Raw genomic sequence first — 24,302 nt, forward strand, 5'->3', positions numbered from 1 at the left:
GACGATCGTCAAGCCTAGAAATACGTGTGCAACACGTCGACCACCACGTCGTCATCGTCGGCGACCGGGATGTAGCGCCACTTGTCGAAGGCCGTGCACGGGTGCGACAGTCCGAACCGGACCAGGTCACCGACGGCGAGCGAGGTGCTCCGGACGTACGCGTGATGGTCGTTGAGCTGGACCACCTCCCCGGCGGAAGTGGTCGGCAGCCCGTTGTCGAAGGGCACGTCCCGGCGGCCCATGCCGACGATCGCCAGCCCGGGCTCGGGCGTGGAGAGCACCTGCGCGTGGATCTCCAGCGCCGCCGTCAGCGACCCCTCGGCGACCCGGTTGAACGGTGTCTTCTCCTGGTAGAGACCCTCGTCGTGGGTGACCGACGCGCCGCTGCGCAGCACCGCCCGGATCGTGTGCCCGGGCAGCCACTGGCCCTCGAGCGCGGCGACGACCCGGTCGAACCACGCGCTGCCGCCGGCCGAGACGATCACCTCCGCCGGCAGCCGGTCGGCGATCGCCTTGACCGCCTCGACCTGCGTCGCCAGGAAGGCGTCGACCTCCTCGGCCGAGTTCAGCCCGCCTTCGTAGGCCGTGACTCCGACGGGATGGCGGGCCTTCTCGGCCACGGCGACGACGTCGGCCACCGTCCGGCACCCGGTGCGCCCGTTCGCATGTCCGACCTCGATCAGCACGGGCAGGTCGCCGGCCGCCTCGGCGCCCCGCACGGAGTCGACCTGGACGTAGACCTCCCAGCCCTTCCGGGACTCGGCGGCGAGCCAGCGCAGGGCGGTCGGGTCGAGCACCTCGTTCGCGATGAGCACCCGGGGCACACCGAGGCGGCGCAGCACGAGCGCTTGGTTCGCGGTCGCCGCCGTCTGGGCCCACGCGCCCGCCTCCAGCTGCGCCTCGAGCAGGCTCGGAGCCATCGACGTCTTGGCGTGCGGGGCGAACGAGAAGCCGTGCCGCCGCGCGTAGTCCGCCATGGTCGCGATGTTGGCCCGCACCGCCGAGTCGCGGACGACCATCAGCGGCCACGTGAACGAGCCGTCGAAGAGGGTGTGCTTCGCCGCCACGAAGTCGCGGACGCTCACCTCGCCCTCGGGTTGCCAGAAGCCCTTGGCCCGCCAGTCGATCGTCGCCTCGGGAACATCGAGAATCATCTTGACCTCCACCGTGTCTTGCCGGAAAGCTACTACGGACCACTTACGAGCCACTACGGTTCGGGAGATCTGCTTTGGCGCTGACGATCGGGCTCGTGCTGCACGCCGGCCATCGCGCCCGTTTCGAGGAGGCGGCCCGCACGCTGACCGGGGTGACGTTCGCCTGGGCGGTCTACGAGCGCGAGGACCAGATCCGGGACGCGGTGGCCGGGCTGCTCGCCGCCGGGCAGCTCGACGGGCTCCTGCTCGGCCTGGTCCCGTACGCCCGGTGCCGTGACCTGCTCCCCGACGGCCTGCCCGTGTCCGTGACCCGCTCGGCCGCGCTCGACCTGGCCCTGGCCTGGACACGGGCCCGGGGCCACGGCTGGCCGGCCACCCCGGTGAGCATCGACACGTTCACGCGGGAGACGGTCGACGAGGTCGCGACGGCCCTGGAGCTGGACCGCGACGCCATCGCCTGCCTGCCGTTCGATCCCGAGCAGCCCATCGCCGACGTGGTCGCCTTCCACCGGTCCGCACTGGCGGCGAGCGGCGCCCCGTACGTGATCAGCGTCCGCACCGGGGTCGCCGCCGCGCTGGACGGGCCGGTGACCGTGCTCAACGCGCTCGCCACCCCGGGCACCATCCGCGCCGACCTGCACGAGCTGGCGTCGCGGGTGCGCACCAAGCAGGCCGACGGTCAGCGCTTCGCGGCCGGCATCTTCCTCGTCGCGGCGCCCGGGGCCGACGTCGACCGGGCCCGCGTCGGCCTGCACCACCTGCTGCTCAACACGCCCGAGTTCGCGGACGCGTGGATCGACAACCGGGGGCGCCGGGGTGTCGTCGTGTTCGCTCATGCCGCTTTGTTCGAAACGCTCACGCACCGGTGGGTCACGCTGCCGGTGCTGGCCGAGGCGCGGACCGCTCTGGGCGTACGGGCGGTGGCGGGTTTCGGGGTGGGGTCCTCGGCCCGGGTGTCCGTGGCGCTGGCCGAACGGGCCGCCGCGCGTGCCGAGCAGGACACCGATCCGGGCGCCTACCTGATCGCCGACAACGGGCTGATGATCGGGCCGATGGGGACGAGCGGGGCGCCACTCGCGTACACGTACCGGGAGCACGGCGGGATCGAGGCGCTCGCCGGGCGGGTCGGGCTCAGCCCCGCCACACTGTCGCGGCTGGCCGCCATCGAGCGCAGCCTCGCGGGCCGGCCCGTCTCGCCCAGCGACCTGGCCCGGTCGCTGGGCATCACCGACCCGAGCGGGCGGCGGCTGATCCGCAAGCTCAGCTCGTCCGCGCTGGCCGTCGACGACGGCAGCAGCCAGCTGCACCGCAAGGGCCGGCCGACGCGCCTCTACCGGCTCGCGATCACCTCGGCCCTGGACACCCCATGACGTACGACCTGGTGCTGCGCGGCGGCGCGCCGGACGGCGATCTGGCGGTCCACAACGGACTCGTGGCGGCCACCGGGCCTGATCTGGACGGCGCCGTGGTGCACGATGTGCGGGGGCTGCTCGTCACGCCGGGGCTGATCGACCTGCACACGCATGTGGGGCCGGGCTACTGGGGGATCGATCCCGCGGCTCTCGCGTGGCGGACCGGGGTGACCACGTGGGTCGACGCCGGGTCGATGGGGGCTTTCACCCTCGTCGGACATCTCTGCCATATCGTTCGGGTGCCTGTCCTGCTCAACATCTCGGCGATCGGGCTGGCCGGGCGGACCGGGGAGAGCCGCGACCTCGCGCACTGCGACGTCGGGCTGGCGATCGAGACCGTGCGGGCGCATCGCGATCGCGTGCGCGGCATCAAGGTACGCATCGACCGCGAGACCGTCGGCGGCAACGGCATCGAACCACTGCGCCGGGGCCTGCGGGTGGCCGAGGCGTGCGGGATCCCCGTGATGGTCCACATCGGGGCCACACCGCCGGAGCTCGACGAGGTGCTCGACGTGCTGCGCCCCGGCGACATCGTCACGCACTGCGCCTCAGGCATCGCGGCGCCGCTCGGACCGGCGGTGGTGGCGGCCCATCGGCGCGGGGTGCTGTTCGACATCGGGCACGGCTCCGGGGGTTTCGCCTTCGACGTGGCCGCCGCTCAGCTGGCGGCGGGGCTCCGGCCGTACACCATCTCGACCGATCTCCACGCCCGGTCGCTGCACGGGCCCGTCTTCGACCTGCCCACCACCATGGCCAAGCTCCTCGCCCTGGGGATGCCGCTGCCGGAGGTGCTCGCCGCCGTGACCACCCACCCGGCCCGCGCGCTCGGCCTGCCCGGCGGCACGCTCGACGTCGGGGCGCCGGCCGACATCGCCGTCTTCCGGCTCGAGGAGGGCTCGTTCGAGCTGGCCGACGCCCACCGCCAGGTCCGGCGGTCGCCGCTGCGCCTGGTCAACGAGGCCACCTATGTCGGCGGGCGCCTCCTCCCGCCGGTCCTGCCCGGCCCGGTGCCGCCGTGGGTGCCGCTGACCGACGCGCAACGGGCCGCCCTCACCCGCCGCGACCGGGACCTCCGCACCCTGCTGTCCGCGCCGCTCGTGGGCGTCGACGGCCTGGCCGAACAATTCCCCCGATAGGATCCTGCCCATGCCCAAACGCGCAGTTCAAGCCCCTCAGGCTGCCCCCGCCGGCGGCCCCTACTCCAAGGCCGTCGTCGCCGGCGACACCATCTATCTCGCCGGGTGCGTGCCCGCGCTGCCGGACGGCACCCGGGTCACGGGCAGCTTCGCCGAGCAGGCCCACGCGGCCTTCCGCAACCTGGCCGCGGTCGCCGAGGCCGCCGGGGCCTCGCTCGACGACGCCGTCCGGGTCGGGGTCTACCTGCGCGACTTCGGGGACTTCGCGGAGATGAACACGATCTACGCCGAATACATCAAGGGCGACAACCTGCCGGTACGCACGACGCTGCCGGTGCCGCTCGTCGGCTTCGACATCGAGATCGACGCCGTCCTCTACGTGGGCTGAGCCCCTCCGCTCCTGCGCTGCGGCCGGCTCGGGGGCGGGTCAGCTGGACCGGGCCGGCTCCAGCGTCACCTCGGCCGGGGACCAGCCGGACACATCGGACAGCCGGAAGCGCCAGCTCGTCCGCGCGCCGGACAGGGTCGTCAACGCCGGCGACCCGTCGAGCACGATGACGTCGATCAGGTGCAGAAACGCGGCACCCCCGTCGACGGCGGCCCGCTCGTCCGCGGTGAGCTGCTCGCGCGTCTCCTTGGCGGCGACCTGCGCGAGCAGCTCCCGGCGCCGGGCCAGCCGCCCCCGCGACTGCTCCGCGAAGGGCAGAAACCCCTGCCCCGCCAGCCAGTCGGCCTCCGCCACGAGCGTCCCCGCGATGACGGCCCCGTGCACGGCGAGCAGCAGTTTCTGCGGCTCCTTGCCGTCCTCGTTCACCTCGTCGACGAGAATCTGCAGCGTCCAGTCCACGGGCAGCGAAGCCACCCGCACGAGCGTCCCGTCATCGTCAGTCACGTCTGCCCAACGATCAAGGCCACCTCTTGGTCACCGCTTCGGCTCCGGGTGCGCGAGGGGACGGCTATGGGAGGCGGAGGAGGCCGGCGGCGGTGGCGCGGAAGCCGCATTCTTCGAGGTAGAACGGCTTGAGGTGGGGCTCGAAGTCGACGTGGAGCCAGGTGCAGCCGGCGGCGCGGGCGGCGTCGGCGGCGGCTTTGACCAGGGCGGTGCCGAGGCCCTGGTGGCGGTGGGCGGGGTCGACGACGGGGTCGAGGAGGAAGGCGTGGGTGCCGCCGTCCCAGGCCACGTAGACGAAGCCGGTGAGACGGTCACCGGCGAAGGCCCCGAGCCACGTGAGCGCGTGCCGGTGCAAGCGCTCGGACCACGGCTGGATCTCGGCGGGATCGTTGCCGAAGGCGCGGGCGTGCAGGGCGCTCAGCTCGGCGTCGTCGACGGTGAAGCGGGGCACCAGCTCGACATTCATCCGGTCAGTGTCGCAAGCGGACGCCGCGGGTGGTGCCCCTTGGGTCAGTTCCGGTCCAGGACCACGACGGGGATCTCGCGCGTGGTCCTCTTCTGGTATTCGTCGTAGTCGGGCCACACTTCGTTCATCGCCGCCCACATCGCCGGCTTCTCCTCCGGCGTCGCCACGCGGGCGGTCGCGGCGAAGCGGTCGCCCTTGATCTGCACCTCGACGGCCGGGTCCGCCTCGAGGTTGAGGAACCAGGCCGGGGGCTCGGGAGCGCCGCCCTTGGACGCGACGACCAGGTAGGCGCCCCGGTGCTCGCGGAAGATGAGGGCATGGCGGCGCTGCTCGCCGGTCTTGCGGCCCCGGGTGAAGAGGATCAGGATCGTCGTCCCGTTGCGCCAGAGGTAGCCGTCCTCGCCGTCGGTCTCGAGGTAGCGGTCGACGTGGGCGTCGCCGTGCAGGTCGGTGGCGGAAGTCATGACTGCGACGTTACCCACGTGGCGGTGAGTTGATCCGGGTTTCGCCGGGCGCCGCCGATAGGGTCCCTCGCATGAAGTTGCGCGAGGAAGAGCTGCACATCCCGGCGCCCGCGGGCCCGATCCGCACGATCGTCATCCGGCCCGTGGGGTCCGGTCCGCTGCCGGGCGTGGTGCTCTACACGGACATCTTCCAGCTGACCGAGTCGACGCTGCGCACGGCCCGGCGGCTGGCGTCGAGCGGGTTCGTGGTGGCCGTGCCCGAGATCTACCCGCACGGCGAGCTGGGCGGCGTGGTGCTGGAGTTCGACGACGAGGGCAAGCAGCGCGGTCTGGCGGGCGCCGCGGCCACGACGACGGCGCGGTTCGACGAGGACCGGATCGCCGTGCTCGACCACTTGGAGAACCGCGACGACACCACGACGCTGCTGGCCACGGGCTTCTGTCTCGGCGGCCACCTCGCCTTCCGCGCCGCCTTCGACCCGCGCGTCGCCGCCACGGTCTGCTTCTACCCCACCGGCCTGCACAACGGCGCCCTCGGCGCGGACACCGCCGACTCCCTGCAGCGCGCGGCCGACATCCACGGCCGGCTGCTGGTCATCTTCGGCTCCCAGGACCCGCACGTCCCGGCCGACGCCCGCTTGCAGACCATCGCGGCGCTCTACGGTGCCGGGCTGACAGACACCGAGTTCCACGTGTACGCGGGCGGGGAGCACGCCTTCATGCGCGACATCGGCGCCCGGCACGACCCGGAGCTGACCGACCTGGCGCTGACCGAGGCGGTCTCCTTCTTCACCGCCCGTTGACGGCGATGACCACGGGCCAGATCCTCGCCCTCGCCGGGTGCTGCTCCTGGGCGCGATGTCCCCCGGCCCGGACTTCACCCTGGTGCTCCGGCACGCGGTGACCTCCGGCCGGGCCGCCGGGGTCGCCGCCGCGGCCGGCATCGCCACCGGGGTGCTGGGCTGGGCCCTCGCCGCCGCCACGGGCGTCGCCGCCCTCGTCGCGAACGTGCCCGCGGCGCTCCTGGTCATCCGGGTCGCCGGCACCGCGTACCTCGCCTACCTGGGCGCCGGGGCGTTGTGGTCGGCGCTGCGCCGGCGACCGTCCACGCCCGGCGCGCTCCCCGAGACAGGGGCGAGCCGTCCCGGGTGGACGGCGTTTCGCGACGGGGTGCTGTGCAACGTCCTCAACCCCAAGGCGGCGGTCTTCTTCGTCGCGCTGGCGCCCCAGTTCCTGCCGGACCGCCCCACGGTCGCCGACAGCGTCACCGTGGCAGCGATCGCCGTGACGATCACCGTGGCTTGGTTCGCCACCGTCGCCACGCTGACGGCCGCCGTCCGGGGACTGTTGTCGCGCCCGCGCGTCCGGCGCGGGCTGGACGGGGCGAGCGGTGTCGCCCTGCTCGGCTTCAGCGTGCGGCTGGCTGTGACGAGCGTGCGCTGACCGCCCCGCCCAGCGGGTCGAGGGCGCGGCGAACCGTACGAGGTCGTTCAGCCGAGCAACTCCACCAAGCGGGCGTCACCGTCCACGACACGATCCCGATTCGTCTCCGCCATCGCGGCGACCTCAAGTGGTGACCTTCCTCCCACCGCGCTGGCGTGCACGATCCGGTCGATGCCCGCGCCGACGAGCGGTGCCACCGTCCGCAGCGTTCCCGACAGGGCGATCGAGGTCAGGTCACCGGCGTGCACGATGAGGTTGCGCTGTCTGGACAGCCGCCTGAAGGCATCTTCGAGCTGGGCGACGATGCGCGGCATCACCCGCCCCGGATCCACTGTCAGGCTTCGCATGCGCTCGAGGGCCAGCCGATGACGGGCGACCTCGAAAGCCGGAGCGGACCGGGACTTGAGAGCGTCCTCGAACAATCTCGCGCGGTCGATGTTGACCGCACAGCGACGAATCGCCGCTGCCAGCTCGTCGGAGTTGTCCGCGTACGCGTTGGCGAGGGCCGTCAATTCTGCCCGGACGTAACTGCACGCCACGATTCGTGCCATCCGGTTGGCCGCGATCACTCTGTTCCGGCCGTCGCCCGGACCGATGAAGAGTGCTTCCATGGCGGCCCAGCTTCCCGCGATCGCGGCAGCCGGTGTGCCCCGATCCAGCGGCTCGAGCAGTTCGAGGACCGAGTCGAGTTCAGCCGAGAGACTCAAGTCGAACACCGCGCCCGCGTCCAGCAGGTAACTGCCGACAGCACGGGAGACCACTTCGGCGCTGGGTTGCGACCGCCGCACCTCGTCGGCCCACCGACGGAGGTAGTCCGGCTCGGCCTGCTCGATGACCATCTGCAGCGCGATGGCGTCATGACCGCCTGGTACCAGCTTGCGGCTGATACCGCCGACGATCTTTCCCCGTTGGCGCTCCGTTCCCAGTCCGACGTCACGCTTGACCCGGCCGACCAGGCAAATCGCCGAGGTGTTCGACGGAGCCCTCGCTCAGGACACCCTCATGGTGGGAGGAGTCGCCGTCAGGCCGCTTCCCCCTTTTTCGTGCGCTGGCGAGCTCAGCCACGGCGGCGATACTACCGGTTCGGGGCCCATGTCCGTTCCGCCTTTCGAGTGAACCGATCAAACAGGTCGCAGCGAATACTGCCCCTCGCTCAGCGGGTCGAGGGCGCGGCGGACGGCGCGGATGTCGGGGCCGACGGCGGTGGCGAGCAGGCCGGGGCCGGCCAGAGGCATGAGGGCGGCCTCGCCGGGCAGGAGGCGGGGTTCGGGCAGGGCGGGGCCGGCGAGGACGATCGTGCCGAGGGCCTGGGCGCCCCCCAGAATGGCAGCGGCGGACCAGGCGGGGGCGGACGGGCCGACGTGGAGTTCGTGGCGGTAGAGGGTGCGGCCGGCGTAGCGGACGGTTGTGTCGCTCAGGACCGCGCCGGAGGGTTCGTGGTGGCGGCCGCAGACCAGGTCGTCGCGCCAGAGGAGGGTGCCGCCCTCGGCTACGTCGACGACCGTACGGGTGTGGTGGTCGCAGCCGGCCGCGGCGATGAGGGGTTCCGGGGTCCAGCGCAGGGTGGCGCCGGCCGCCACGGTGGCGTGGATCTCGTAGCGGGACGGCGGCAGGCCCGGGCGGCCGGGCAGGGCCAGCTGCGCGGCGACGCTGTGGACGGTCAGGTGGGCGCCCGGGCCCACCTCGATGTCCAGGCGCAGGTCGTCGCCGCGGAGCGGGCCGGCGGCGCCTCCGACCAGGTGGACCGTCAGGTCGCCGCCGCGGGGGCCGGTGCGGCGCAGGAGCAGGGGTGACTCGCCGTGCAGGACGGCCGGGCGGGTGCCGCCGCGGCCGTCCTCCTCAGCGACTAGGCGTGCCCGAGAGCGCATCGGACGCGACCAGGCCGCGGATCCAGTCGGCCACGGCGGTGGCGTTGCGGTCCTCGGTCAGGGACTGGAAGACCGTCGGCAGGTCGCCGCGGCGCGCCCGCGCGTCCCGGTCCATCACCGACAGGTCGGCGCCGACCAGCGGGGCCAGGTCGGTCTTGTTGATGACCAGCAGGTCGGCCGTGGTCACGCCGGGGCCGCCCTTGCGGGGCACCTTGTCGCCGCCGGCCACATCGACCACGAAGATCTGCTTGTCGATCAGGCCCTTGCTGAACGTCGCCGTCAGGTTGTCGCCGCCGCTCTCGACCAGGACCAGGTCGAGCGGGCCCAGCTCGGCCTCGAGGTCCTCGACCGCGTCCAGGTTGGCGGAGATGTCGTCGCGGATCGCGGTGTGCGGGCAGCAGCCGGTCTCGACCGCGCGGATGCGCTCGGCCGGGAGCACGCCGTTGCGCAGCAGGAAGTCGGCGTCCTCGGTGGTGTAGATGTCATTGGTCACCACGGCCAGCCGCAGCTCCCCGCCGAGCGCCCGGCACAGCGCCGCGACCAGGGCGGTCTTGCCCGAGCCGACCGGCCCGCCGATGCCGACGCGCAGCGCGCGCGGGCCGCCCGCCAGCGGCGTGTGCGGATCGACGCCCGCTTCCGGGTGGGTGTGCGGGACCTCGTCGGGATCGTGCGGATGGTCGTGCTGCGAAAGAGAGTCAGGATGCAAAGAGACGCACCTCCCAGGTGGCGTGCAGCTCGGCGCCGATGTCGAGCAGTGGGGCGCCCGCGGCCGGCAGGTCGTCGGCCGGGGCATGGACGAAGGAGACGGCGGACGCGGCGATCTCGTCGCAGGACGGCGCCAGGCGGGCCAGGAGCGCGTGCACCTGGTACGGGTCCAGGCCGAGCAACCGCACCGCGGCGCTCGCGGGACCGGTCACCACGCCGTGCGCGGCGGCGACGGCAGCGTCCAGCGGCCGCAGACCCGCGGCGGCGGCCAGCACGCCGAGAGCGACAGGGTGATGCAGATCCCGGAAGGCCGGCAGAGACCACATGGCGCGCCCGGCTCGCAGCAACGCCCGGCCCTGAGCCCGCGACGCGCGACGCAAAGCGGGCGAAGGCGTCCGCGCGTCGAGGCCGGCGTCGAGGTCGGCGACACGCCCGGCAACAGCGGCCGCGGCGAAGGCGGCCGCCACGAGACCGGCCGTGTGCAGCCGGCCCCGCAGGAAACCCTCGACATCCCCCAGCGACCGCACCCGCCCGGCGGCGACCTGGGCCTCCAGGCCGCCGGAGTGCGCGTGCCCGCCCGACGGCAGGCGCCCGTCGGCCAGGACGAGCAGCGTGGCCAGCGACGACATCAGAACAGGTGGTACCGCTGGGCCATGGGCAGCTCGGTCACCGGGTCCGGCTCGATGACCTCGCCGTCGACCCGCACCTCAAACGTGTCCGCGTCCACCTCGATGCGCGGCAACGCGTCGTTGAGCGGCAGGTCCGCCTTGCCCACCGAGCGGGTGTTCGCGACCGGCACCAGCGCGCGCTTGACGCCGATCCGATCGCCCAGCAGCGCGTCGATGGCGGCCTCGGCGACGAACGCGACGGATGTCTGGGCGGGCACGACCCCGTACGCGCCGAACATCGGCCGGGGCAGCACCGGCTGCGGCGTCGGGATCGAGGCGTTGGCGTCGCCCATCTGCGCGGAGGCGATCATGCCGCCCTTGATGACGAGCGCCGGCCGCACGCCGAAGAACGCCGGGTCCCACAGCACGAGGTCGGCGAGCTTGCCGGGCTCCACCGAGCCCACCTGCTCGGCCAGGCCGTGCGCGATCGCCGGGTTGATCGTGTACTTGGCGACGTACCGGCGGGCTCTGTGGTTGTCGGCCGGACCGTCGCCGGGCAGGGTGCCCCGGCGGGCTTTCATGACGTGGGCGGTCTGCCAGGTCCGCATGACGACCTCGCCGACGCGCCCCATGGCCTGCGAGTCCGACCCGATCATGGCGATGGCGCCCAGGTCGTGGAGCAGGTCCTCGGCCGCCATCGTGGACGGCCGGATGCGGCTCTCGGCGAACGCCAGGTCCTCGGGCACCGCCGAGTTGAGGTGGTGGCAGACCATCAGCATGTCGAGGTGCTCGCTGAGGGTGTTGCGGGTGTAGGGGCGGGTCGGGTTGGTCGACGACGGCAGCACGTTGGGGTGCGAGGCGACCGTGATGATGTCGGGCGCGTGCCCGCCCCCGGCCCCCTCCGTGTGGTACGCGTGGATCGAGCGCCCGGCGATCGCGGCGAGCGTCTCCTCCACGAACCCGGCCTCGTTCAGCGTGTCCGTGTGGATGGCGACCTGGACGCCCGACGCGTCGGCCACCTTCAGCGCGGCGTCGATGACCGCGGGTGTCGTACCCCAGTCCTCGTGCAGTTTGAAGCCCCCCGCACCGCCGCGCAGCTGCTCCCAGAGCGACTCCTCGCTCATGGTGTTGCCCTTGCCCAGCAGCAGCACGTTGATCGGCCAATGGTCCAGCGACTCGAGCATCCGGGCGAGGTACCAGGAGCTGGGCGTGACCGTGGTGGCCTTGGTGCCCTCGGCCGGGCCGGTGCCGCCGCCGATGATGGTCGTGATGCCGGCGGCCAGCGCGGTGTCGAGGATCGTCGGGCTGATCAGGTGCACGTGGCTGTCGATCGCGCCCGCGGTGAGGATCTTGCCGTTGCCGGCGATGATCTCGGTGCCCGCGCCGATGACCAGCTCGGGGTGCACGCCGTCCATGGTGTCGGGGTTGCCGGCCTTGCCGATCGCGGTGATGCGCCCGTCGCGGATGCCGATGTCGGCCTTGATGACGCCCCAGTGGTCGAGGATCACGGCGCCGGTGATGACCGTGTCCGGGGTGCCCTCGGCCCGGGTGGCGCGCGACTGGCCCATCGACTCGCGGATCACCTTGCCGCCGCCGAAGACCACCTCGTCGCCGGGCACCGGGCCGGCGCTGCGGTCCTCGGTGATCTCGATGAGCAGGTTGGTGTCGGCGAGCCGGATGCGGTCGCCGGCCGTCGGGCCGTAGAGCGCCGCGTACCGGGCGCGGTCGAGACTGGTCATCGCAGATCCCCCGGCAGTTCCTCGTCGAGCGAGCCGGCCGGCTCGATGTCCTCGCGCGGCGACGGGTCGAGCGGCCCACCGGCCAGTCCCCGCAGGCCGGGCACGATGCGACGACCGGCCAGGGGTACGAGCGTCACGTCGCGCGGCATCCCCGGCTCGAACCGCACGGACGTCCCCGCGGGCACCGCCAGCCGATGACCCCACGCGGCGTCGCGGTCGAAGTCGAGGGCGGCGTTCGCCTCGGCGAAGTGGAAGTGCGAGCCGACCTGGACCGGCCGGTCACCGGTGTTCCGCACGGTGAGCCCGAGCACCGGCCGACCTGGATTGATCTCGACGGCCCCGCCGCCGTAGAACACCTGACCGGGGATCATGCGATCGGCCCGTGCACGGTGACGAGCTTGGTCCCGTCCGGGAAGGTCGCCTCGACCTGCACCTCGGCCAGCATCTCGGGCACGCCCTCCATGACGTCGTCGCGGGTCAGCACGCGCCGGCCGGCGTCCATCAGCTCGGCGACCGTACGCCCGTCGCGCGCGCCCTCGAGCAGGAACGCCGTGATGATCGCCGTCGCCTCGGGGTGGTTGAGCCTCAGCCCCCGTTCCTGCCGGCGCCGGGCGACGTCCGCCGCCACGTGGATGAGCAGCCGCTCTTGCTCGTGCTGGCTGAGGAACACCGCACCTCCCCTGATCGTCGCCGATGCTTGCAGCCCCAGGTTTCCTTCGTGTTACCCCGGGTGATCGTCCCAAGATCGCGGCCGGATAACCCATCGACACGCGGAATAGCCTGGGGACGTGCGGGAGATCTGGTGCGACGAGTCCGGGTACGAGGGCGAGAAGCTGATCGACTCCACGACGCCGCTGTTCGCGCACGCGGCGGTGCAGCTCGACGAGGCGGTGGCCGCGGAGCTGCTGCTCGAGCTGCGATCGCGGATCCGGTCACCGGCGAGTGCCTACCGGGCCGGTCATCTGCTCCGCGAGAAGAACCGGGCCGTGCTGCGCTGGTTCCTGGCGGAGAGCCCGGTGCGCGGGCACGGCACCGTGTTCGTGCTCGACAAGACGGAGTGGGTCGCGACCCGGCTGGCGGAGCTGCTCGACGTGCCCCCCGACAAGATCGACCGTTCCCCGTACGTTCTCGCGGCGGGCAACGACCTGCTGCGCGGCAAGGACCAGCCCGGCGTCGTCGACGAGTTCTTCCGCGTGTCGGGGCTGACCGTGGGGCGCGAGCGCGCGGAGCTGTTCCGGGCGTGGCTGCTCACCGACCCGGGGCTCAACTCGGTGCTCGATCCGCTCGTGCCGGCGCTCGAGGCGGCGGCCAAGCACTGGGGCCCGGTGGCCGTGCTCCACGACCGGCAGATCATGCTTCCGGAACGCCGCGTCGAGCAGCTGCGCGCCCGGACCGGTGGCTTGATCGCGAGCATCCGGCTGCTTCCGCTGGAGGAGCATCCGCGCATCCAGCTCGCCGACATGCTGGCCGGCACCGTCCGGTGGATCGTGGAACACCCGGACGACGCCGGCCTGCACGCGCTGGCCCCGCCTTACCTGCTCTGACCGCGGACGGCTTCCCCACCGCCCGCGGTCACGCCGCCCGGTTCGTCGTGAACGCGATCGGCACGCCGTGGCTGTCGGTGAGCGCCAGCCGCGTGCGCAGGTTGCCCTGCTCCGCCACCCGGGCGAAATACTCGGTCCGGCGCCGTTGCAGACAGCCTTTCCGGGTACGCGGCCCGCCCGCCGCCACCGTCAGCAGCTCCGGTGCCAGCGAGCTGTTCAGGCCCTCCCGCAGCAGGCGCAGCGCCTCGGTCCGCAGCTGGGAGATGCGCGACTCGGTCACGCCCAGCTCGGCCGCCACCTCGCTCAGCGGCTGCTCCTGCAGGAACGACTGGGTCACCACCAGGCGCAGCCGCTCGGGCAGCGCCTGGATCGCCTGGTGCAGATAGCCCAGCCGCTCGCGCTTGAGCAGCAGGTCCTCGGGCCCCTCCGACAGCTCGGGCACCATCTCCTCGGCCGCGCCGGTCGGGAACCCCTGCAGGCTCAGCAGCGCCGCCTTCTGCACGTCGTCCTCGACGGACGCGAGCTCGGCGACGCCGATGCCGAGCAGCTCGGCGACCTCGGCCTCGGTGGGCGTACGCCCCAGGGCCGCGGTCAGCTCCTGCCGGGCCTGCGCGGTCTTGCGGGCCCGGGCCCGCACCGAGCGGCTCGCCCAGTCCTGGCCGCGCAGCTCGTCGAGCAGCGCGCCCCGGATCCGGACGGCGGCGAAGCGGTGGAAGGGGATGCCCCGGCTCACGTCGAAGGACCGGGCGGCGCCGAGCAGGGCGGCGAACCCGGCGGACGACAGGTCGTCGGCGTGCACGTGGCCCGGCACCCTGTTCAACAGCTCCCGGACCAGGTGGCCCACCATCGGCATGTGCTCCCGGACAAGGTCCTCGATGGCGCGCGCGGACGGCGCGTCGTGGTGCGTGCCGGTGGTGGCGGGGAGTTCGGTCGTGGTGGTCACGGAGTCCTCCTCGCTCTCACGGAGGCCGGCAGGTGCGCCGGCCCCGGTCGGCCGTTGTTCCGGCCGCCGAGGAAGACATTTGCCGTCGCCGGGTGCAGCGGCGGGCGAACTCGGTTGCTTTTATGGAGTTTTTTCGGAAAAAGACTCAGGTCTCGGGCGGGGCGCCAGGTTTAGCGCTTCTCTCCCGGGGCAAGCGGGCCCGACGCACCCGCGCGGGGAGTGAGTCCGGGCGCCGGGCCGGCGCGCACAGCGGGCCCGAGGCCGGCGCGCGCACAACGGGCCGGGATCGGGCGCGGTCAGTTGGCGAAGTGCGGGCTGCGGTGCGCCTCGGCCATGACGCCCAGCTCGTGACGCACCCAGCTCATCCGGCGCACCGCGGCCTCCGGGTGGTCGCCGAACTCCCCGGCCACCACCAGCGCGCAGCCGTCGCTGCCGTGGCGGAGGATCATCGCGGTGACGGCCGCCTCGACCGACCGGCGGTCCGGGCAGTCGGAGGGCTGGAGGTGCGAGGCGAAGAGCGCCTCGGCGGCCAGGTCCTGCACGGTGCTCAACATGTCGAACTCCCCGATGGTGCGACGACCTCGTGTCCCAGTGACGCTCGCGGCGGTGCTGGTCCGGAACCGCTCAGGGTGCAGGCCGGTAACACCAGTGTCCACGCGGGCGCCGCCGTGGCGCGCAGGCTCGCCGACGCGGTTCGCACCGTTTCGCCGGGCGGGCGCGTCCGCTCGGCGGAAGCGCACCAGATTCGACTGTAACTCGCCCCCTGGCATCGCCACCGCCGAGTTTCCGCAGCGTGGGCGGTCAGGTCTGGCTGGCCGAGATCTCGTGGGCGGAGGCGCCACCGGCGGAGGACTGCTCGCTCACCGTCACCGGGTCGTTGTCCACGGCTTCCGGCGGCTCGGTGTCGATCACCGGCGCGGTGGGATCCTCCGGCTCCTCCGGCTCACCGGTGTCGGGGCCCGGCGGCTTCGGGTCGGGGTTCTCGTTGCCGCCGCCGGGCTCTCCGGTGCCGGTGCCCGTATCGGGCTCGTCCGTGCCCGTCCCCGTGCCGGGCTCGTCGGTGCCCGTCCCCGTGCCGGGCTCGTCCGTGCCGGTCCCCGTGCCCGGCTCGTCGGTGCCCGTGCCGGTCCCGGGGTCCGTGGAGGTGTCGTCGCCCGGATCGGTGCCGCCGCCGGGGTCGGTCGAGCTGCTCGGGTCCGTGCCGCCGGAGGGGTCGCCGGCCGGGTCCGACTCGACGGGGACGGGCACCGCGACGCCGTCCGGGTCGACCGAGATGCCCGGGACGGGCGCCTGCCGCACCGGCGCGCCGAGCCGGATCGAGCCGTTGGGCAGGACCTCGACCGGGCGGGAGGGCTCGCCGGGGGCGTCGGACACGTACGCGTCGCAGGGCTTGCCGTCGAGCTGGAACACCATCGGGGCCGCGTTGCTGGCCTGGTAGCGCCCGGTCATCTGCATCGTCACGGTGCCCTGCGGCTGCAGCGGGGCGGGCTGCGACATGGTGACGGCGTTGGCGTTCTGCCTCAGCGCGGTGACCCCCGTGCCCGTCACCTTCTGGTCGCCGGAGAGCACGAACCAGAGCTTCCAGCCCGCCATCGGCCGGGTGTCGCGGTTGGCCAGGATCACGGCCGCCTTGAAGCGCTTCTTCGCGTCCGACCAGACCGAATAGCTGACCACGCACGGGTTGCCGGCGGGCCGGGGCGGGACGGCCCCGGCGGGCTTGCCCTCGTCGTTGCCGGCCGCGGCGGCGATCGCCCAGCCCCCGGCGACGGCCGCGACCAGGATGCCGCTGACGAGGGCCATGCGGGGGTGGCGGCTGAGCGGGTTCTTCCGCTCGGGGCCGGCGGGTGCGACCGGCGGGTCCGGCGGGACGGGCGGGGCCGGCGGGGCCGGCGGGGCCGGCGACACCGGCTCGGCCGGCGTGAGGGGGGCGGCCGCGGGGCGCAACGCCGGGGTCGCGACCGGGTTGTCCGCGGCCGGGGGCACGAGCCCGGTGGCCACCACGGCGGGGTCGATGTCCCCGGTCCGCGGGGCCGTCTCGTCCGGCAGCACCGGGCCGGGGACCGCGCGGGAGTACATGCCCTCCCGTGCGTTGCGCGGCTGCGGCGGGGTGGCGTCGCTGCGGAGCCGGTCGAGCGGGTCGGTGCGCGGGTAGGAGCCGGGCAGGATCGTGGTGTTCTCGCCGGTGTCGGCCCAGTCCGGCACGAGGGAGTCCGCGGCCGGCACGCGGGCGGCGGCGGTGCCGAGCACGTCGGCCAGCTCGGCGCTGGACGGCCGGTCGGCCGGGTTCTTGCGCAGGCAGTCGGCGATCAGCCCGGCCACGGCGGGCGGCAGGCCGTCGACCGGGGGCAGCGGGTCGGGCTCGGTGTACTGGTGGGCGCGCAGCAGGGCGGTGGTCGTGCCGACGTCCCACGGCAGCTGGCCGATGAGCGTGCGATAGATCAGCAGGCCGACCGCGTAGACGTCGGTGGCCGGGCTGACCTGCCCGCCCTCGAGGCGCTCCGGCGCCAGGTAGGCCGGGGTGCCCAGCAGGCTGCCGTCGGGGTCGATGTCGTTCTCGCCGATGAGGGCGGAGATGCCGAAGTCGACGACCTTCACCCCGCCGGACGTGAGCATCACGTTGGACGGCGTCACGTCGCGGTGCACGATGCCCCGGGCGTGGGCGGCGGCGAGGGCGGCGGCGACCTCCGAGGCGATCCGCACGGCCGCCTGCCACGGCAGCCGCTGCACGCGGGCCAGGACGGCGGCGAGCGACTCGCCGTCGACGAGCTCCATCACGACGTAGGGCACCGGCTCGCCGTCGACCGTGGTCGCCTCGCCGTAGTCGTACACGTTGGTGATGTGGTGGTGGCTCAGCCGCGCGGCGGCCTGGGCCTCGGCCCGCAGCCGGCGCCGGAAGGCCGGGTCGGCGCTGGTGGACGGGGGCAGGACCTTGACCGCGACCTGCCGGCCGAGAACCTCGTCGAACCCGCGCCACACCACTGACATCCCGCCGGCGCCCAGCCGCTCGACCAGCCGGTAACGGTTGGCGAGAAGGCTGGCACCCGGCAGGTCCGTCGTGCTCATGTGCGTGCCCCCACATGCGCGCTGGCAGGACAACACCGGAGGGCGCACCGCCATGCGGACCCGGTGCCGGGGCAGGCTCTGCGTGGTCTCCCCGTGAGACCGAGCTTTCCCCGTCGACGGCCTGGATGCTAGCCGACGTTCGGTTACCGTCTCGACCCGCTGCGCAGCGACGGGAGGAGCGGCACCGCACGAACGGGCGGCCCGTCCCGGCCCCCGGAGGCCAGCCGGGTCGCGGGTGGAATGCCAGGTCAGGACTGTTTCGACGGACGTGTCCGCGGGCTGCCGGGGCTTTTGCGCGGTTGGTCGGAACAGGCTCCACCAGCGATGGGATCGCTCCCACGGACCTTGGCGCGGCGTTCCGGCGCACGGCCGTCCGCTTATTTGCCCAAGGGCAATGACCTGCGGCACCCCGCCTGATCGGGTGAAAAACGCCCGCCGATCATGCCGTGTTCCGGGCGATGATCCGGGAAACCGCGCAATGCGGACAAGTCACACCTTGACCGGCATGGCCGCCAGCGGGTGCCGGCCGGGCAGCACGACCGGCGCCGCGTCCACCGGCACCGCCCCGAGCTCCTCCAGATGCGACAGCGCCGGGCGCAGGCTCTCGTAGAGCACGAGCACCACGTCCCCCGGCCGCGCCAGCTCCCGGGCCGCCGCGACCGCCGCGCGATACCCCTCGGCGCGCACCGGCCGCAGCCCCGGCCGCCGGGCGCGCATCTCCCGCTCGACCAGCGCGCTCACCTCCCCCGGCGCCCGCCCGCGCGGGTGCTCGTCGTCGTGCAGCACCACCCGGGTCATCCCGTCCGCGATCACCTGCGCGCACGCGGCCAGCAGGTCGTCGCGGCGGTCGCCGGGCAGCGTGACGACGGCCACGCAGCGGTCCGGGCCGTACAGGCGATGGAGGGTGCGGATCACCGCGGCCAGCGCCGCCGGGTTGTGCGCGTAGTCCACGAACAGCGTCACGCCGTCCAGGCGCAGCACGGTCCCGCGCCCGGGATTGTGGACGCGCGGCTCGAAGCCGGACAGCCGCTCGACGGCCGCCTCCACCGAGGTGCCCAGGGCCCGGGCCGCGGCGATCGCGGCGAGGGCGTTGACGGCCACATAGGGGGCCGCCCCGCCGAACGCGCCGGGCACGTCGGCCGTACGCAGCAAAGGGGTCCGCCGGGCGCCGTTGGCCTGCACGAGCCAGCCGCCGTCCAGCAGGTACGCCGTCCCGCCGCGCCCCAGATGCGCCGCGACCACGGGCTGCGCCGCGTCGGTGCCGAACCACACGAGCCGCTTGCGGTCGGCGCGCGTCCGGGGACGGTCGGCCAGGCTCCGCACCCAGGGGTCGTCGGCGTTGAGCACCAGCGTGCCGCCGTCCCGGACCCGCTCGGCCACCAGCGCCTTCACGTGCGCCAGGTCCTCGATGGAGTCCAGCCCGTCCACGCCGAGGTGGTCGGCGGTGATGTTGGTGATCACGCCCACGTCGGTCCAGTCGTAGCCGAGCCCGCGCCGCAGCAGCCCGCCCCGCGCGGTCTCCAGCACCGCCGCCTGCACCTGCGGGTCGCCGAGGACCATCTGCGCCGAGCGCGGGCCGGTGGCGTCGCTGCGGTGGACCGTACGGCCGTCGATGCTGACGCCGTCCGTCGTGGTCAGCCCGACCCGCAGCCCGGCCCCGGCCAGCATCCACGCGGTCATCCGCGCGACCGACGTCTTGCCGTTGGTCCCGGTGACGGCGGCGGTGGGCACGCGCCCGTCCGACCCGTTCGGGAACATCGCCCGCACGATCGCGTCGCCGGCGTCCCGCGAACGCCCGCGCGTCGGCGACAGGTGCATGCGCAGGCCCGGCACGGCGTTCACCTCGATCACCCCGCCCGCGTACGGGCCCTCGCCGGCCGGCGGCACGGGCGCGGCGATGTCGGTCAGCCGCAGGTCGATCCCGGCCACGTCCAGCCCCACCAGCGCCGCCACTCGCAGGCAGAGCCGCGTCACGTCCGGATGCACCCGGTCGGTGACGTCGTGCCCGGTCCCGCCGGTCGACAGGTTCGCCGCATCCCGCAGCCACACCGTCAAGCCCTCCGCCGGTACGGACTCCGCGCCGAGCCCCTGGCGGCCCAGCACGGCCCCGGCGTCCACGTCGAGCTCGATGCGCGTCAGCACGCGCGAGTGCCCGATCCCCCGCCGCGGGTCGGCGTTGGTGCGTCCGACCAGCTCCGCCACCGTGGACTGCCCGTCCCCCACGACATGCGCGGCGATGCGCTCGGCGGCCGCCACGACCTCCCCCGCGACGACAAGCACCCGATAGTCCCGGCCGTCGAGCTGACGTTCCACGACGACGTCCCCGCCCGCGGCTGCCACGGCCAGGTCCACTTCGGCTTCCGTACGCACGCCGAGCGTGACGTGCGCGCCCTGCCGCCCGTACCGGGGCTTGACCACGACCGTCCCGCCCAGCTCGGCCAGCAGCCTCCTCGCCGTGGCGGCGTCGCGCGCGGCCCCGCCCTCGGCGACCGGGACACCGGCGTCGGCCAGCAGCTCCCGCGTCACCTGCTTGTCCCCGGCGATGTCGATGCCCACGCCGCTGGTCCGGTCGGTCATCGCCGCCCACGCCATCCGCCGCCGGTGCCCCCACCCCAGCCGCACCAGGCTCAGATCCCCGAACCGCTCGACCGGGATGTTCCGCCGCCGCGCCGCCGCGATGATCGCCCGCGTGCTCGGGCCGGTCGCCTCCCGCTCGGCCAGCTCCGCCAGCTCGGCCAGCCGCCCGCCCAGCTCGGTGGCGGTCACGACCGCGCCGCCCGCCACCGCCTCGACCAGCCCGGCGGCCTCGTCGAGCAGCCGCCCCGGCACGGTGGACTCCGGCGCCTCGTCGACCGGGCACTCCAGGATCAGGTCGTAGACCCCGGCGGCGCCGGCCGACACCGTACGCCCGAAGCTCACGTCCCGCCCGATCCGCTGCGACAGCTCCAGGGCGACATGCTCGGTCACGTGCCCGAAGTAGGTGCCCCCGCGCATCCGGCTCACGAACCCGCCCGGCGTCCCGGCCGCACAATGATGCTCGGCCAGCCCGGGCAGCGCCCGCAGCAGCCGCTCGGGGAAGCCGGCGAGATCGGTGGTCTCCCGCCCCGCGAGCTCGCCGAGGTCGAGTCGCGCCACCACCGCCGGCCGGGACAGGTGCACATTGGGTCCGCGCAGGCGGCGCAGGCTCACGATCTTCATGCGGAGTGTCCCCGTTCCCCGGCCGCGGCGACCGCGGCGACGCTTCCGACCCCGTGCGCGTACGCGGCGCCATTGAGAGATCGGTTCGCTTCTGAGGTTAAACGGAACAAATCCGAAACATCCGGCTAATTGCCGAGTTCCGAGCGCTCGACTGTCCGCGGGCAAGGCGACGCCGACCCGGGCGCCTTCCGGGCCGCGCCGACCGTCGCGCGCGGCTACTCTCGCCCGATGATCCGGCCGCCGTTCCCGATCCGCACACCGCGACTGACGTTGCGCCCCGTCACCCTCGACGATCTCGACGACGTGTACGCCTGGCAGCGCCGCGAGGACGTCACCCGCCGGATGCTCGGCGCGGAACCGCGTACCCGGGAGCAGTCGCGAAGTTCGGTGGTGGCCATGGCCGCCGAGGACGTACTGCGCGCCGAGGGCGACTGTCTCACCTCGGCGGTTGTCCGCGGCGCCACGGTGATCGGCACGGTCGAGCTGGTCTGGCGCAGCGCGGAGTACCGGACGGCCGAGCTGGGCTACGTCTTCCACCCGGATCACGGCGGCCGCGGATTCGCCACCGAGGCGGCCGCCGCGCTGCTGGACTGGGCGTTCGGCGAGTGGGGCCTGCACCGGGTCTACGCGCGGTGCCACGCGGAGAACACAGCCTCCGCGCGGCTGATGACCCGGCTCGGGATGCGGCCGGAGGCCCGGCACGTCGCGAGTTACCAGCTGCGGGGCGAGTGGGCGGACCAGCTCGTCCACGCCGTCCTGAAGAGCGAGTGGCGAAACGGTGGCACGGCTCCGTCCCCGGGGTGACGGCGGCCGGAAGGGGCCGCATACGAGGTTGCCCCGAACCGCGGAGATGCCGCGCGAGCGGGATCGCTGACAGCCATCGGCTCACAGCCCGGAAAGCACGCCCCTCGAACATGCGAGCATCCAGCCGGAAACAGCTGGATCAAGCGATGCGGATCAATGGCGGGACACCGGGACGCCGGCGGGGAGGAGGTGCTCGATCCTCGGGGGGCCTTCGGCCAGGGCGAGCGCCTTCTCCTCCTCGTGCTCGTCGCTGCCGGTGAGACGGCCGTCGTGCTGGCGGAGGTGTTCGTCCCAGGTCGGCACCTGGTAGACCTCGACGAACTCGTCGGCCTGCTCGCCGTCGCGGAAGAGGCCCCAGCGCGTCGCGCCGGTGCGGAGGCGGGAGCGGCGGACCGTGGACATCGCGTCGACGAAGGCGGCCCGGTTCTCCTCGCGGACTCGGTAGCGGGCGGTCACCAGGACCGGGCCGTCGTCGAGGTGCGGTTCGAGCATCAGGTGCGGCTCGGGCCAGTAGGTCGCGGGACTGCGGTCGCCGGCGCGCTCGTGCAGCGGCAGGCGGCGGACGGTGGCCGTACCGGCGAGCATGCAGGCCGCGGCAGCGAGATAAGCCGCCGGCAGGCCGGTCAGCTCGGTGATCTGGCCCCACAGCAGGGCGCCGAGGGCCTGGGCGCCGGCGAAGACGACCCGGTAGACGGCGAAGCCGCGGGCGCGGACCCAGTTGGGCAGGAAGAGCTGCAGGCTCGCGTTCATGCGGGAGACCTGGGCCATCCAGGCCAGCCCGGCCAGCACGAGGGCGGGCACGGCCGCGAACGGGCTCGGGACCAGGGCGACGGTGACGAGGGCGGTGGCGTAGGCGAGGCCGGAGAGGACCAGCAGGCGGTTGGGGGTGAGCCGGTCGCGGAGGCGGGGCATGAGGAGCGCCCCGAGGATGGCGCCGGCGCCGAGGGCGGCGAGCAGGATGCCGTACCCGCGGGAGCCCATGTGAAGACGCTGGGCGACCAGCGGCACCAGGCCCCACACCACGCTGCCGGGCAGCACGAACAGCACGACACGCAGCAGGATGCGGCGGACCAGCGGGGCGTACCGGACGTAGCGCTCACCGGCGCGCAGCGCGGGACCGAAGTGCTCGGCCTGGCTGCCGCTGTGCGGGGGCCGCCGCCAGCGCAGCAGCGCGAGGGCGAAGACCACGAAGGACAGGGCGTTCAGGCCGAAGACCACGGGTACGCCGGCCTGCGCGACCAGGAGACCGGCCACCGCGGGCCCGGCCGACCGCGCGAGGTTGGTGTTGACGGCGCCCAGCGACGAGGCGGCGGGCAGGGCGTCGCGCGGGACGAGTTCGGGAATGATCGCCTGCCACGTGGGCAGAGTCAGCGCCTGGCCCACGCCGAGCAGGAAGGTGAAGACCAGCAGCACCGGCGGCGGCATCCGGTCCGTGGCGGTCAGGACGGTGAGCGTGGTGGCGACCGCGAAGGAGGCCGCCTGCACGGTCAGCAGCAGCCGGCGCCGGTCGAAGACGTCCGCGAGGGTGCCCGCGGGCAGCGCCAGGAGCAGGACCGGCAGCATCGTGGCGGTCTGCACGAGGCTGACCCAGGTGGCCGCGGCGGGCTCGTCGACCAGGCGCCACGACGCGCCGACGGTCTGCATCCAGGTGCCGACGTTGCTGGCCAGCGAGCCGATCCACAGCCCCCGGAAGATCTTGTCGCGCAGCGGCGCCCAGGCGGGGGTGGTCACGCGCCCGGAGCTTACTTCCTGCGGCGGGCGCCCGGTCCGGGGCGGGGGATCACCTCCTGGTACGCGGTGACGGCGTGCCCCTGGTCACAGTGCAGCTCGTCGTGGATCTCGCCCCCGCAGTCCCGGTGCGTCAGCGTCAGCGCGGGCCCCTCGGCATCGGCCAGGTAGCGGTCGCCCCAGGTCTTCACCGCCACGAGTACGGGGTACAGGTCGAAGCCCTTCCGCGTCAGCCTGTACTCGTGGCGGACCCGGGCGCCCGGCTCCTGGTACGGCTCCCGGCGCAGCACCCCGTGGGCGACGAGGTCGGCGAGGCGGTTGGCCAGCACCTGGCGCGGGATGCCGGTCCGCTCGCGCATGTCGGCGAAGCGGCGTACCCCCAGGAAGACCTCCCGCAGCACCACCACTGTCCACTTCTCGCCGAGCACCTCCATGGCCCGGGTGATCGTGCAGTTCTCGACGGACCAGTCCAGCGAGACGGGACGGGATGTGGCCTGGGTCATAGTCACGAGGCTAAGTCTCATTGACAGACACAGCAAGCCGTGGAAATCTGCGTCCATGACGCAGACCCAGAGCCGGTCCCGCACCTTCGAGTGGACCGACCCGGCCGAGCACGCGGCGCACGTCCGCGGGATGTCCGGGCTCGAGGTGCTGCGGGCCATGGCCACGGGCGAGCTGCCCGCGCCGCCGGTGCTGCGGATGCTCGGCATCACCGGCTTCGAGGTGGCGGAGGGCAGCGTCACCGTCCGGCTGGTGCCGCAGGAGTTCCACTACAACCCGCTCGGCAGCGTGCACGGCGGCGTCATCTCCACCCTGCTCGACACGGCCGCCGCCTGCTCGGTGCACACCACGCTGCCCGCCGGCGTCGGCTACACGAGCCTCGACCTGTCCGTGAAGTTCCTGCGGCCGGTCACCCTCGCGCTGGGCGAGATCCAGGCCACCGGCGCGGTCCTGCAGCGGGGCCGCCGCACCGCCCTGGCCGAGGCGCGCCTCACCGACCCGGCCGGCCGGCTCCTCGCCCACGCCACCTCGTCCTGCATGCTCTTCGAGCAGGGCTGAGAGCCGTCACAACAGGACGTTGAGCAGGATCGTCAGCACGACCGACGCGACGATCGAGAGCAGGATCATCGACAGG

Annotated in this window: 25 protein-coding genes; 8 read left to right on the forward strand and 17 right to left on the reverse strand. The window is 73.6% G+C overall.

Annotation, left to right across the window (positions count from 1 at the left end; translation table 11 throughout):
- Positions 1-14 precede the first annotated feature (14 nt).
- A complete protein-coding gene (locus RAN62_RS22590; RefSeq protein WP_305786713.1) occupies positions 15-1,154 on the reverse strand; it encodes an alanine racemase in 1,140 nt (379 codons plus the stop codon).
- A gap of 74 nt (positions 1,155-1,228) precedes the next feature.
- On the opposite strand from RAN62_RS22590, the gene RAN62_RS22595 reads away from it, so the two are divergent.
- Genes RAN62_RS22595 through RAN62_RS22605 form a run of 3 tightly spaced genes read left to right on the forward strand, consistent with a single transcriptional unit; the run spans position 1,229 to position 4,090 of the window.
- Positions 1,229-2,524 (forward strand): transcriptional regulator, encoded by a 1,296-nt coding sequence (locus RAN62_RS22595; protein WP_305786714.1) that lies wholly within the window; start codon positions 1,229-1,231, stop codon positions 2,522-2,524.
- On the forward strand, positions 2,521-3,702 hold the full coding sequence (locus RAN62_RS22600; protein WP_305786715.1) for an amidohydrolase/deacetylase family metallohydrolase: 1,182 nt from the start codon (positions 2,521-2,523) through the stop codon (positions 3,700-3,702). Before RAN62_RS22595 ends, RAN62_RS22600 begins: the two co-directional genes overlap by 4 nt.
- Positions 3,703-3,712: 10 nt before the next feature.
- A complete protein-coding gene (locus RAN62_RS22605) occupies positions 3,713-4,090 on the forward strand; it encodes a RidA family protein (protein WP_305786716.1) in 378 nt (125 codons plus the stop codon).
- 39 nt (positions 4,091-4,129) lie between these two features.
- On the opposite strand, the gene RAN62_RS22610 is transcribed toward RAN62_RS22605, so the two are convergent.
- The 3 genes from RAN62_RS22610 to RAN62_RS22620 form a co-directional block, all read right to left on the reverse strand.
- Positions 4,130-4,594 (reverse strand): GvpU-like protein, encoded by a 465-nt coding sequence (locus RAN62_RS22610; RefSeq protein WP_305786717.1) that lies wholly within the window; start codon positions 4,592-4,594, stop codon positions 4,130-4,132.
- A 64-nt stretch (positions 4,595-4,658) separates the two neighbouring features.
- Entirely contained in the window at positions 4,659-5,060 is a 402-nt protein-coding gene (locus RAN62_RS22615; RefSeq protein ID WP_305786718.1) for a GNAT family N-acetyltransferase, read from the reverse strand.
- 44 nt (positions 5,061-5,104) lie between these two features.
- On the reverse strand, positions 5,105-5,524 hold the full coding sequence (locus tag RAN62_RS22620) for a nitroreductase family deazaflavin-dependent oxidoreductase (RefSeq protein WP_305786719.1): 420 nt from the start codon (positions 5,522-5,524) through the stop codon (positions 5,105-5,107).
- Positions 5,525-5,595: 71 nt separating this feature from the next.
- Between RAN62_RS22620 and RAN62_RS22625 the strand changes: the two genes are divergently transcribed.
- Together RAN62_RS22625 and RAN62_RS22630 are read left to right on the forward strand one after the other, a co-directional pair.
- On the forward strand, positions 5,596-6,327 hold the full coding sequence (locus RAN62_RS22625) for a dienelactone hydrolase family protein (RefSeq protein WP_305786720.1): 732 nt from the start codon (positions 5,596-5,598) through the stop codon (positions 6,325-6,327).
- Positions 6,328-6,364: 37 nt separating this feature from the next.
- The gene (locus tag RAN62_RS22630) at positions 6,365-6,967 is read left to right on the forward strand and encodes a LysE family translocator (RefSeq protein ID WP_305786721.1); all 603 of its coding nucleotides are present in this window, start codon (positions 6,365-6,367) and stop codon (positions 6,965-6,967) included.
- Positions 6,968-7,014: 47 nt separating this feature from the next.
- On the opposite strand, the gene RAN62_RS22635 is transcribed toward RAN62_RS22630, so the two are convergent.
- The 7 genes from RAN62_RS22635 to RAN62_RS22665 form a co-directional block, all read right to left on the reverse strand.
- Entirely contained in the window at positions 7,015-7,806 is a 792-nt protein-coding gene (locus tag RAN62_RS22635; protein ID WP_305786722.1) for a hypothetical protein, read from the reverse strand.
- Between the two features lie 282 nt (positions 7,807-8,088).
- Positions 8,089-8,835 carry an urease accessory protein UreD gene (locus RAN62_RS22640; protein ID WP_305786723.1) on the reverse strand — a complete coding sequence of 249 codons (747 nt, stop codon included), beginning with the start codon at positions 8,833-8,835 and terminating at the stop codon, positions 8,089-8,091.
- The gene (gene ureG / locus RAN62_RS22645) at positions 8,807-9,541 is read right to left on the reverse strand and encodes an urease accessory protein UreG (RefSeq protein WP_305786724.1); all 735 of its coding nucleotides are present in this window, start codon (positions 9,539-9,541) and stop codon (positions 8,807-8,809) included. Before ureG ends, RAN62_RS22640 begins: the two co-directional genes overlap by 29 nt.
- The gene (locus RAN62_RS22650; RefSeq protein ID WP_305786725.1) at positions 9,531-10,169 is read right to left on the reverse strand and encodes an urease accessory protein UreF; all 639 of its coding nucleotides are present in this window, start codon (positions 10,167-10,169) and stop codon (positions 9,531-9,533) included. The genes ureG and RAN62_RS22650 overlap by 11 nt, the downstream gene beginning before the upstream one ends.
- On the reverse strand, positions 10,169-11,887 hold the full coding sequence (locus RAN62_RS22655; protein WP_305786726.1) for an urease subunit alpha: 1,719 nt from the start codon (positions 11,885-11,887) through the stop codon (positions 10,169-10,171). Before RAN62_RS22655 ends, RAN62_RS22650 begins: the two co-directional genes overlap by 1 nt.
- Complete coding sequence (locus RAN62_RS22660; protein WP_305786727.1) at positions 11,884-12,258, reverse strand: urease subunit beta; 375 nt, start codon at positions 12,256-12,258, stop codon at positions 11,884-11,886. Before RAN62_RS22660 ends, RAN62_RS22655 begins: the two co-directional genes overlap by 4 nt.
- Positions 12,255-12,557 (reverse strand): urease subunit gamma, encoded by a 303-nt coding sequence (locus tag RAN62_RS22665; protein WP_305786728.1) that lies wholly within the window; start codon positions 12,555-12,557, stop codon positions 12,255-12,257. The genes RAN62_RS22660 and RAN62_RS22665 overlap by 4 nt, the downstream gene beginning before the upstream one ends.
- Positions 12,558-12,675: 118 nt before the next feature.
- On the opposite strand from RAN62_RS22665, the gene RAN62_RS22670 reads away from it, so the two are divergent.
- Positions 12,676-13,431, forward strand: a complete 756-nt coding sequence (locus RAN62_RS22670) for a DUF3800 domain-containing protein (protein ID WP_305786729.1) — start codon at positions 12,676-12,678, stop codon at positions 13,429-13,431.
- A gap of 28 nt (positions 13,432-13,459) precedes the next feature.
- On the opposite strand, the gene RAN62_RS22675 is transcribed toward RAN62_RS22670, so the two are convergent.
- The 4 genes from RAN62_RS22675 to cphA all read right to left on the reverse strand — a co-directional run bounded on the left by RAN62_RS22675 (position 13,460) and on the right by cphA (position 20,635).
- Entirely contained in the window at positions 13,460-14,374 is a 915-nt protein-coding gene (locus RAN62_RS22675; protein WP_305786730.1) for a sigma-70 family RNA polymerase sigma factor, read from the reverse strand.
- Positions 14,375-14,670: 296 nt separating this feature from the next.
- Positions 14,671-14,928, reverse strand: coding sequence for a hypothetical protein (locus tag RAN62_RS22680; RefSeq protein ID WP_305786731.1), 258 nt, complete (start codon positions 14,926-14,928; stop codon positions 14,671-14,673).
- Between the two features lie 247 nt (positions 14,929-15,175).
- Positions 15,176-17,437, reverse strand: coding sequence for a protein kinase domain-containing protein (locus RAN62_RS41190; protein ID WP_369077188.1), 2,262 nt, complete (start codon positions 17,435-17,437; stop codon positions 15,176-15,178).
- A gap of 489 nt (positions 17,438-17,926) precedes the next feature.
- Positions 17,927-20,635, reverse strand: coding sequence for a cyanophycin synthetase (gene cphA / locus RAN62_RS22695; protein WP_305786732.1), 2,709 nt, complete (start codon positions 20,633-20,635; stop codon positions 17,927-17,929).
- A gap of 228 nt (positions 20,636-20,863) precedes the next feature.
- Between cphA and RAN62_RS22700 the strand changes: the two genes are divergently transcribed.
- Complete coding sequence (locus tag RAN62_RS22700) at positions 20,864-21,439, forward strand: GNAT family N-acetyltransferase (protein ID WP_305786733.1); 576 nt, start codon at positions 20,864-20,866, stop codon at positions 21,437-21,439.
- A 153-nt stretch (positions 21,440-21,592) separates the two neighbouring features.
- Here RAN62_RS22700 and RAN62_RS22705 read toward each other — a convergent pair whose 3' ends face one another.
- Positions 21,593-23,170: an MFS transporter gene (locus RAN62_RS22705; protein WP_305786734.1), complete on the reverse strand. Its 1,578-nt coding sequence runs from the start codon at positions 23,168-23,170 to the stop codon at positions 21,593-21,595.
- A gap of 11 nt (positions 23,171-23,181) precedes the next feature.
- On the reverse strand, positions 23,182-23,670 hold the full coding sequence (locus tag RAN62_RS22710; RefSeq protein ID WP_305786735.1) for a winged helix-turn-helix transcriptional regulator: 489 nt from the start codon (positions 23,668-23,670) through the stop codon (positions 23,182-23,184).
- Positions 23,671-23,725: 55 nt separating this feature from the next.
- On the opposite strand from RAN62_RS22710, the gene RAN62_RS22715 reads away from it, so the two are divergent.
- Positions 23,726-24,226 carry a PaaI family thioesterase gene (locus tag RAN62_RS22715; RefSeq protein WP_305786736.1) on the forward strand — a complete coding sequence of 167 codons (501 nt, stop codon included), beginning with the start codon at positions 23,726-23,728 and terminating at the stop codon, positions 24,224-24,226.
- Positions 24,227-24,302: the final 76 nt, after the last annotated feature.

Source organism: Symbioplanes lichenis (genome assembly GCF_030709675.1).
GTDB lineage: Bacteria > Actinomycetota > Actinomycetes > Mycobacteriales > Micromonosporaceae > Actinoplanes > Actinoplanes lichenis.

Bases quoted from the DNA above. Each gene is read 5' to 3' on its own strand.
- RAN62_RS22590 (WP_305786713.1), bottom strand. From the start codon at position 1,154: ATGATTCTCGATGTTCCCGAGGCGACGATCGACTGGCGGGCCAAGGGC.
- RAN62_RS22600 (WP_305786715.1), top strand. From the start codon at position 2,521: ATGACGTACGACCTGGTGCTGCGCGGCGGCGCGCCGGACGGCGATCTG.
- RAN62_RS22605 (WP_305786716.1), top strand. From the start codon at position 3,713: ATGCCCAAACGCGCAGTTCAAGCCCCTCAGGCTGCCCCCGCCGGCGGC.
- RAN62_RS22615 (WP_305786718.1), bottom strand. From the start codon at position 5,060: ATGAATGTCGAGCTGGTGCCCCGCTTCACCGTCGACGACGCCGAGCTG.
- RAN62_RS22620 (WP_305786719.1), bottom strand. From the start codon at position 5,524: ATGACTTCCGCCACCGACCTGCACGGCGACGCCCACGTCGACCGCTAC.
- RAN62_RS22625 (WP_305786720.1), top strand. From the start codon at position 5,596: ATGAAGTTGCGCGAGGAAGAGCTGCACATCCCGGCGCCCGCGGGCCCG.
- RAN62_RS22635 (WP_305786722.1), bottom strand. From the start codon at position 7,806: ATGGTCATCGAGCAGGCCGAGCCGGACTACCTCCGTCGGTGGGCCGAC.
- RAN62_RS22640 (WP_305786723.1), bottom strand. From the start codon at position 8,835: ATGCGCTCTCGGGCACGCCTAGTCGCTGAGGAGGACGGCCGCGGCGGC.
- RAN62_RS22650 (WP_305786725.1), bottom strand. From the start codon at position 10,169: ATGTCGTCGCTGGCCACGCTGCTCGTCCTGGCCGACGGGCGCCTGCCG.
- RAN62_RS22655 (WP_305786726.1), bottom strand. From the start codon at position 11,887: ATGACCAGTCTCGACCGCGCCCGGTACGCGGCGCTCTACGGCCCGACG.
- RAN62_RS22660 (WP_305786727.1), bottom strand. From the start codon at position 12,258: ATGATCCCCGGTCAGGTGTTCTACGGCGGCGGGGCCGTCGAGATCAAT.
- RAN62_RS22680 (WP_305786731.1), bottom strand. From the start codon at position 14,928: ATGTTGAGCACCGTGCAGGACCTGGCCGCCGAGGCGCTCTTCGCCTCG.
- RAN62_RS41190 (WP_369077188.1), bottom strand. From the start codon at position 17,437: ATGAGCACGACGGACCTGCCGGGTGCCAGCCTTCTCGCCAACCGTTAC.
- cphA (WP_305786732.1), bottom strand. From the start codon at position 20,635: ATGAAGATCGTGAGCCTGCGCCGCCTGCGCGGACCCAATGTGCACCTG.
- RAN62_RS22700 (WP_305786733.1), top strand. From the start codon at position 20,864: ATGATCCGGCCGCCGTTCCCGATCCGCACACCGCGACTGACGTTGCGC.
- RAN62_RS22710 (WP_305786735.1), bottom strand. From the start codon at position 23,670: ATGACCCAGGCCACATCCCGTCCCGTCTCGCTGGACTGGTCCGTCGAG.
- RAN62_RS22715 (WP_305786736.1), top strand. From the start codon at position 23,726: ATGACGCAGACCCAGAGCCGGTCCCGCACCTTCGAGTGGACCGACCCG.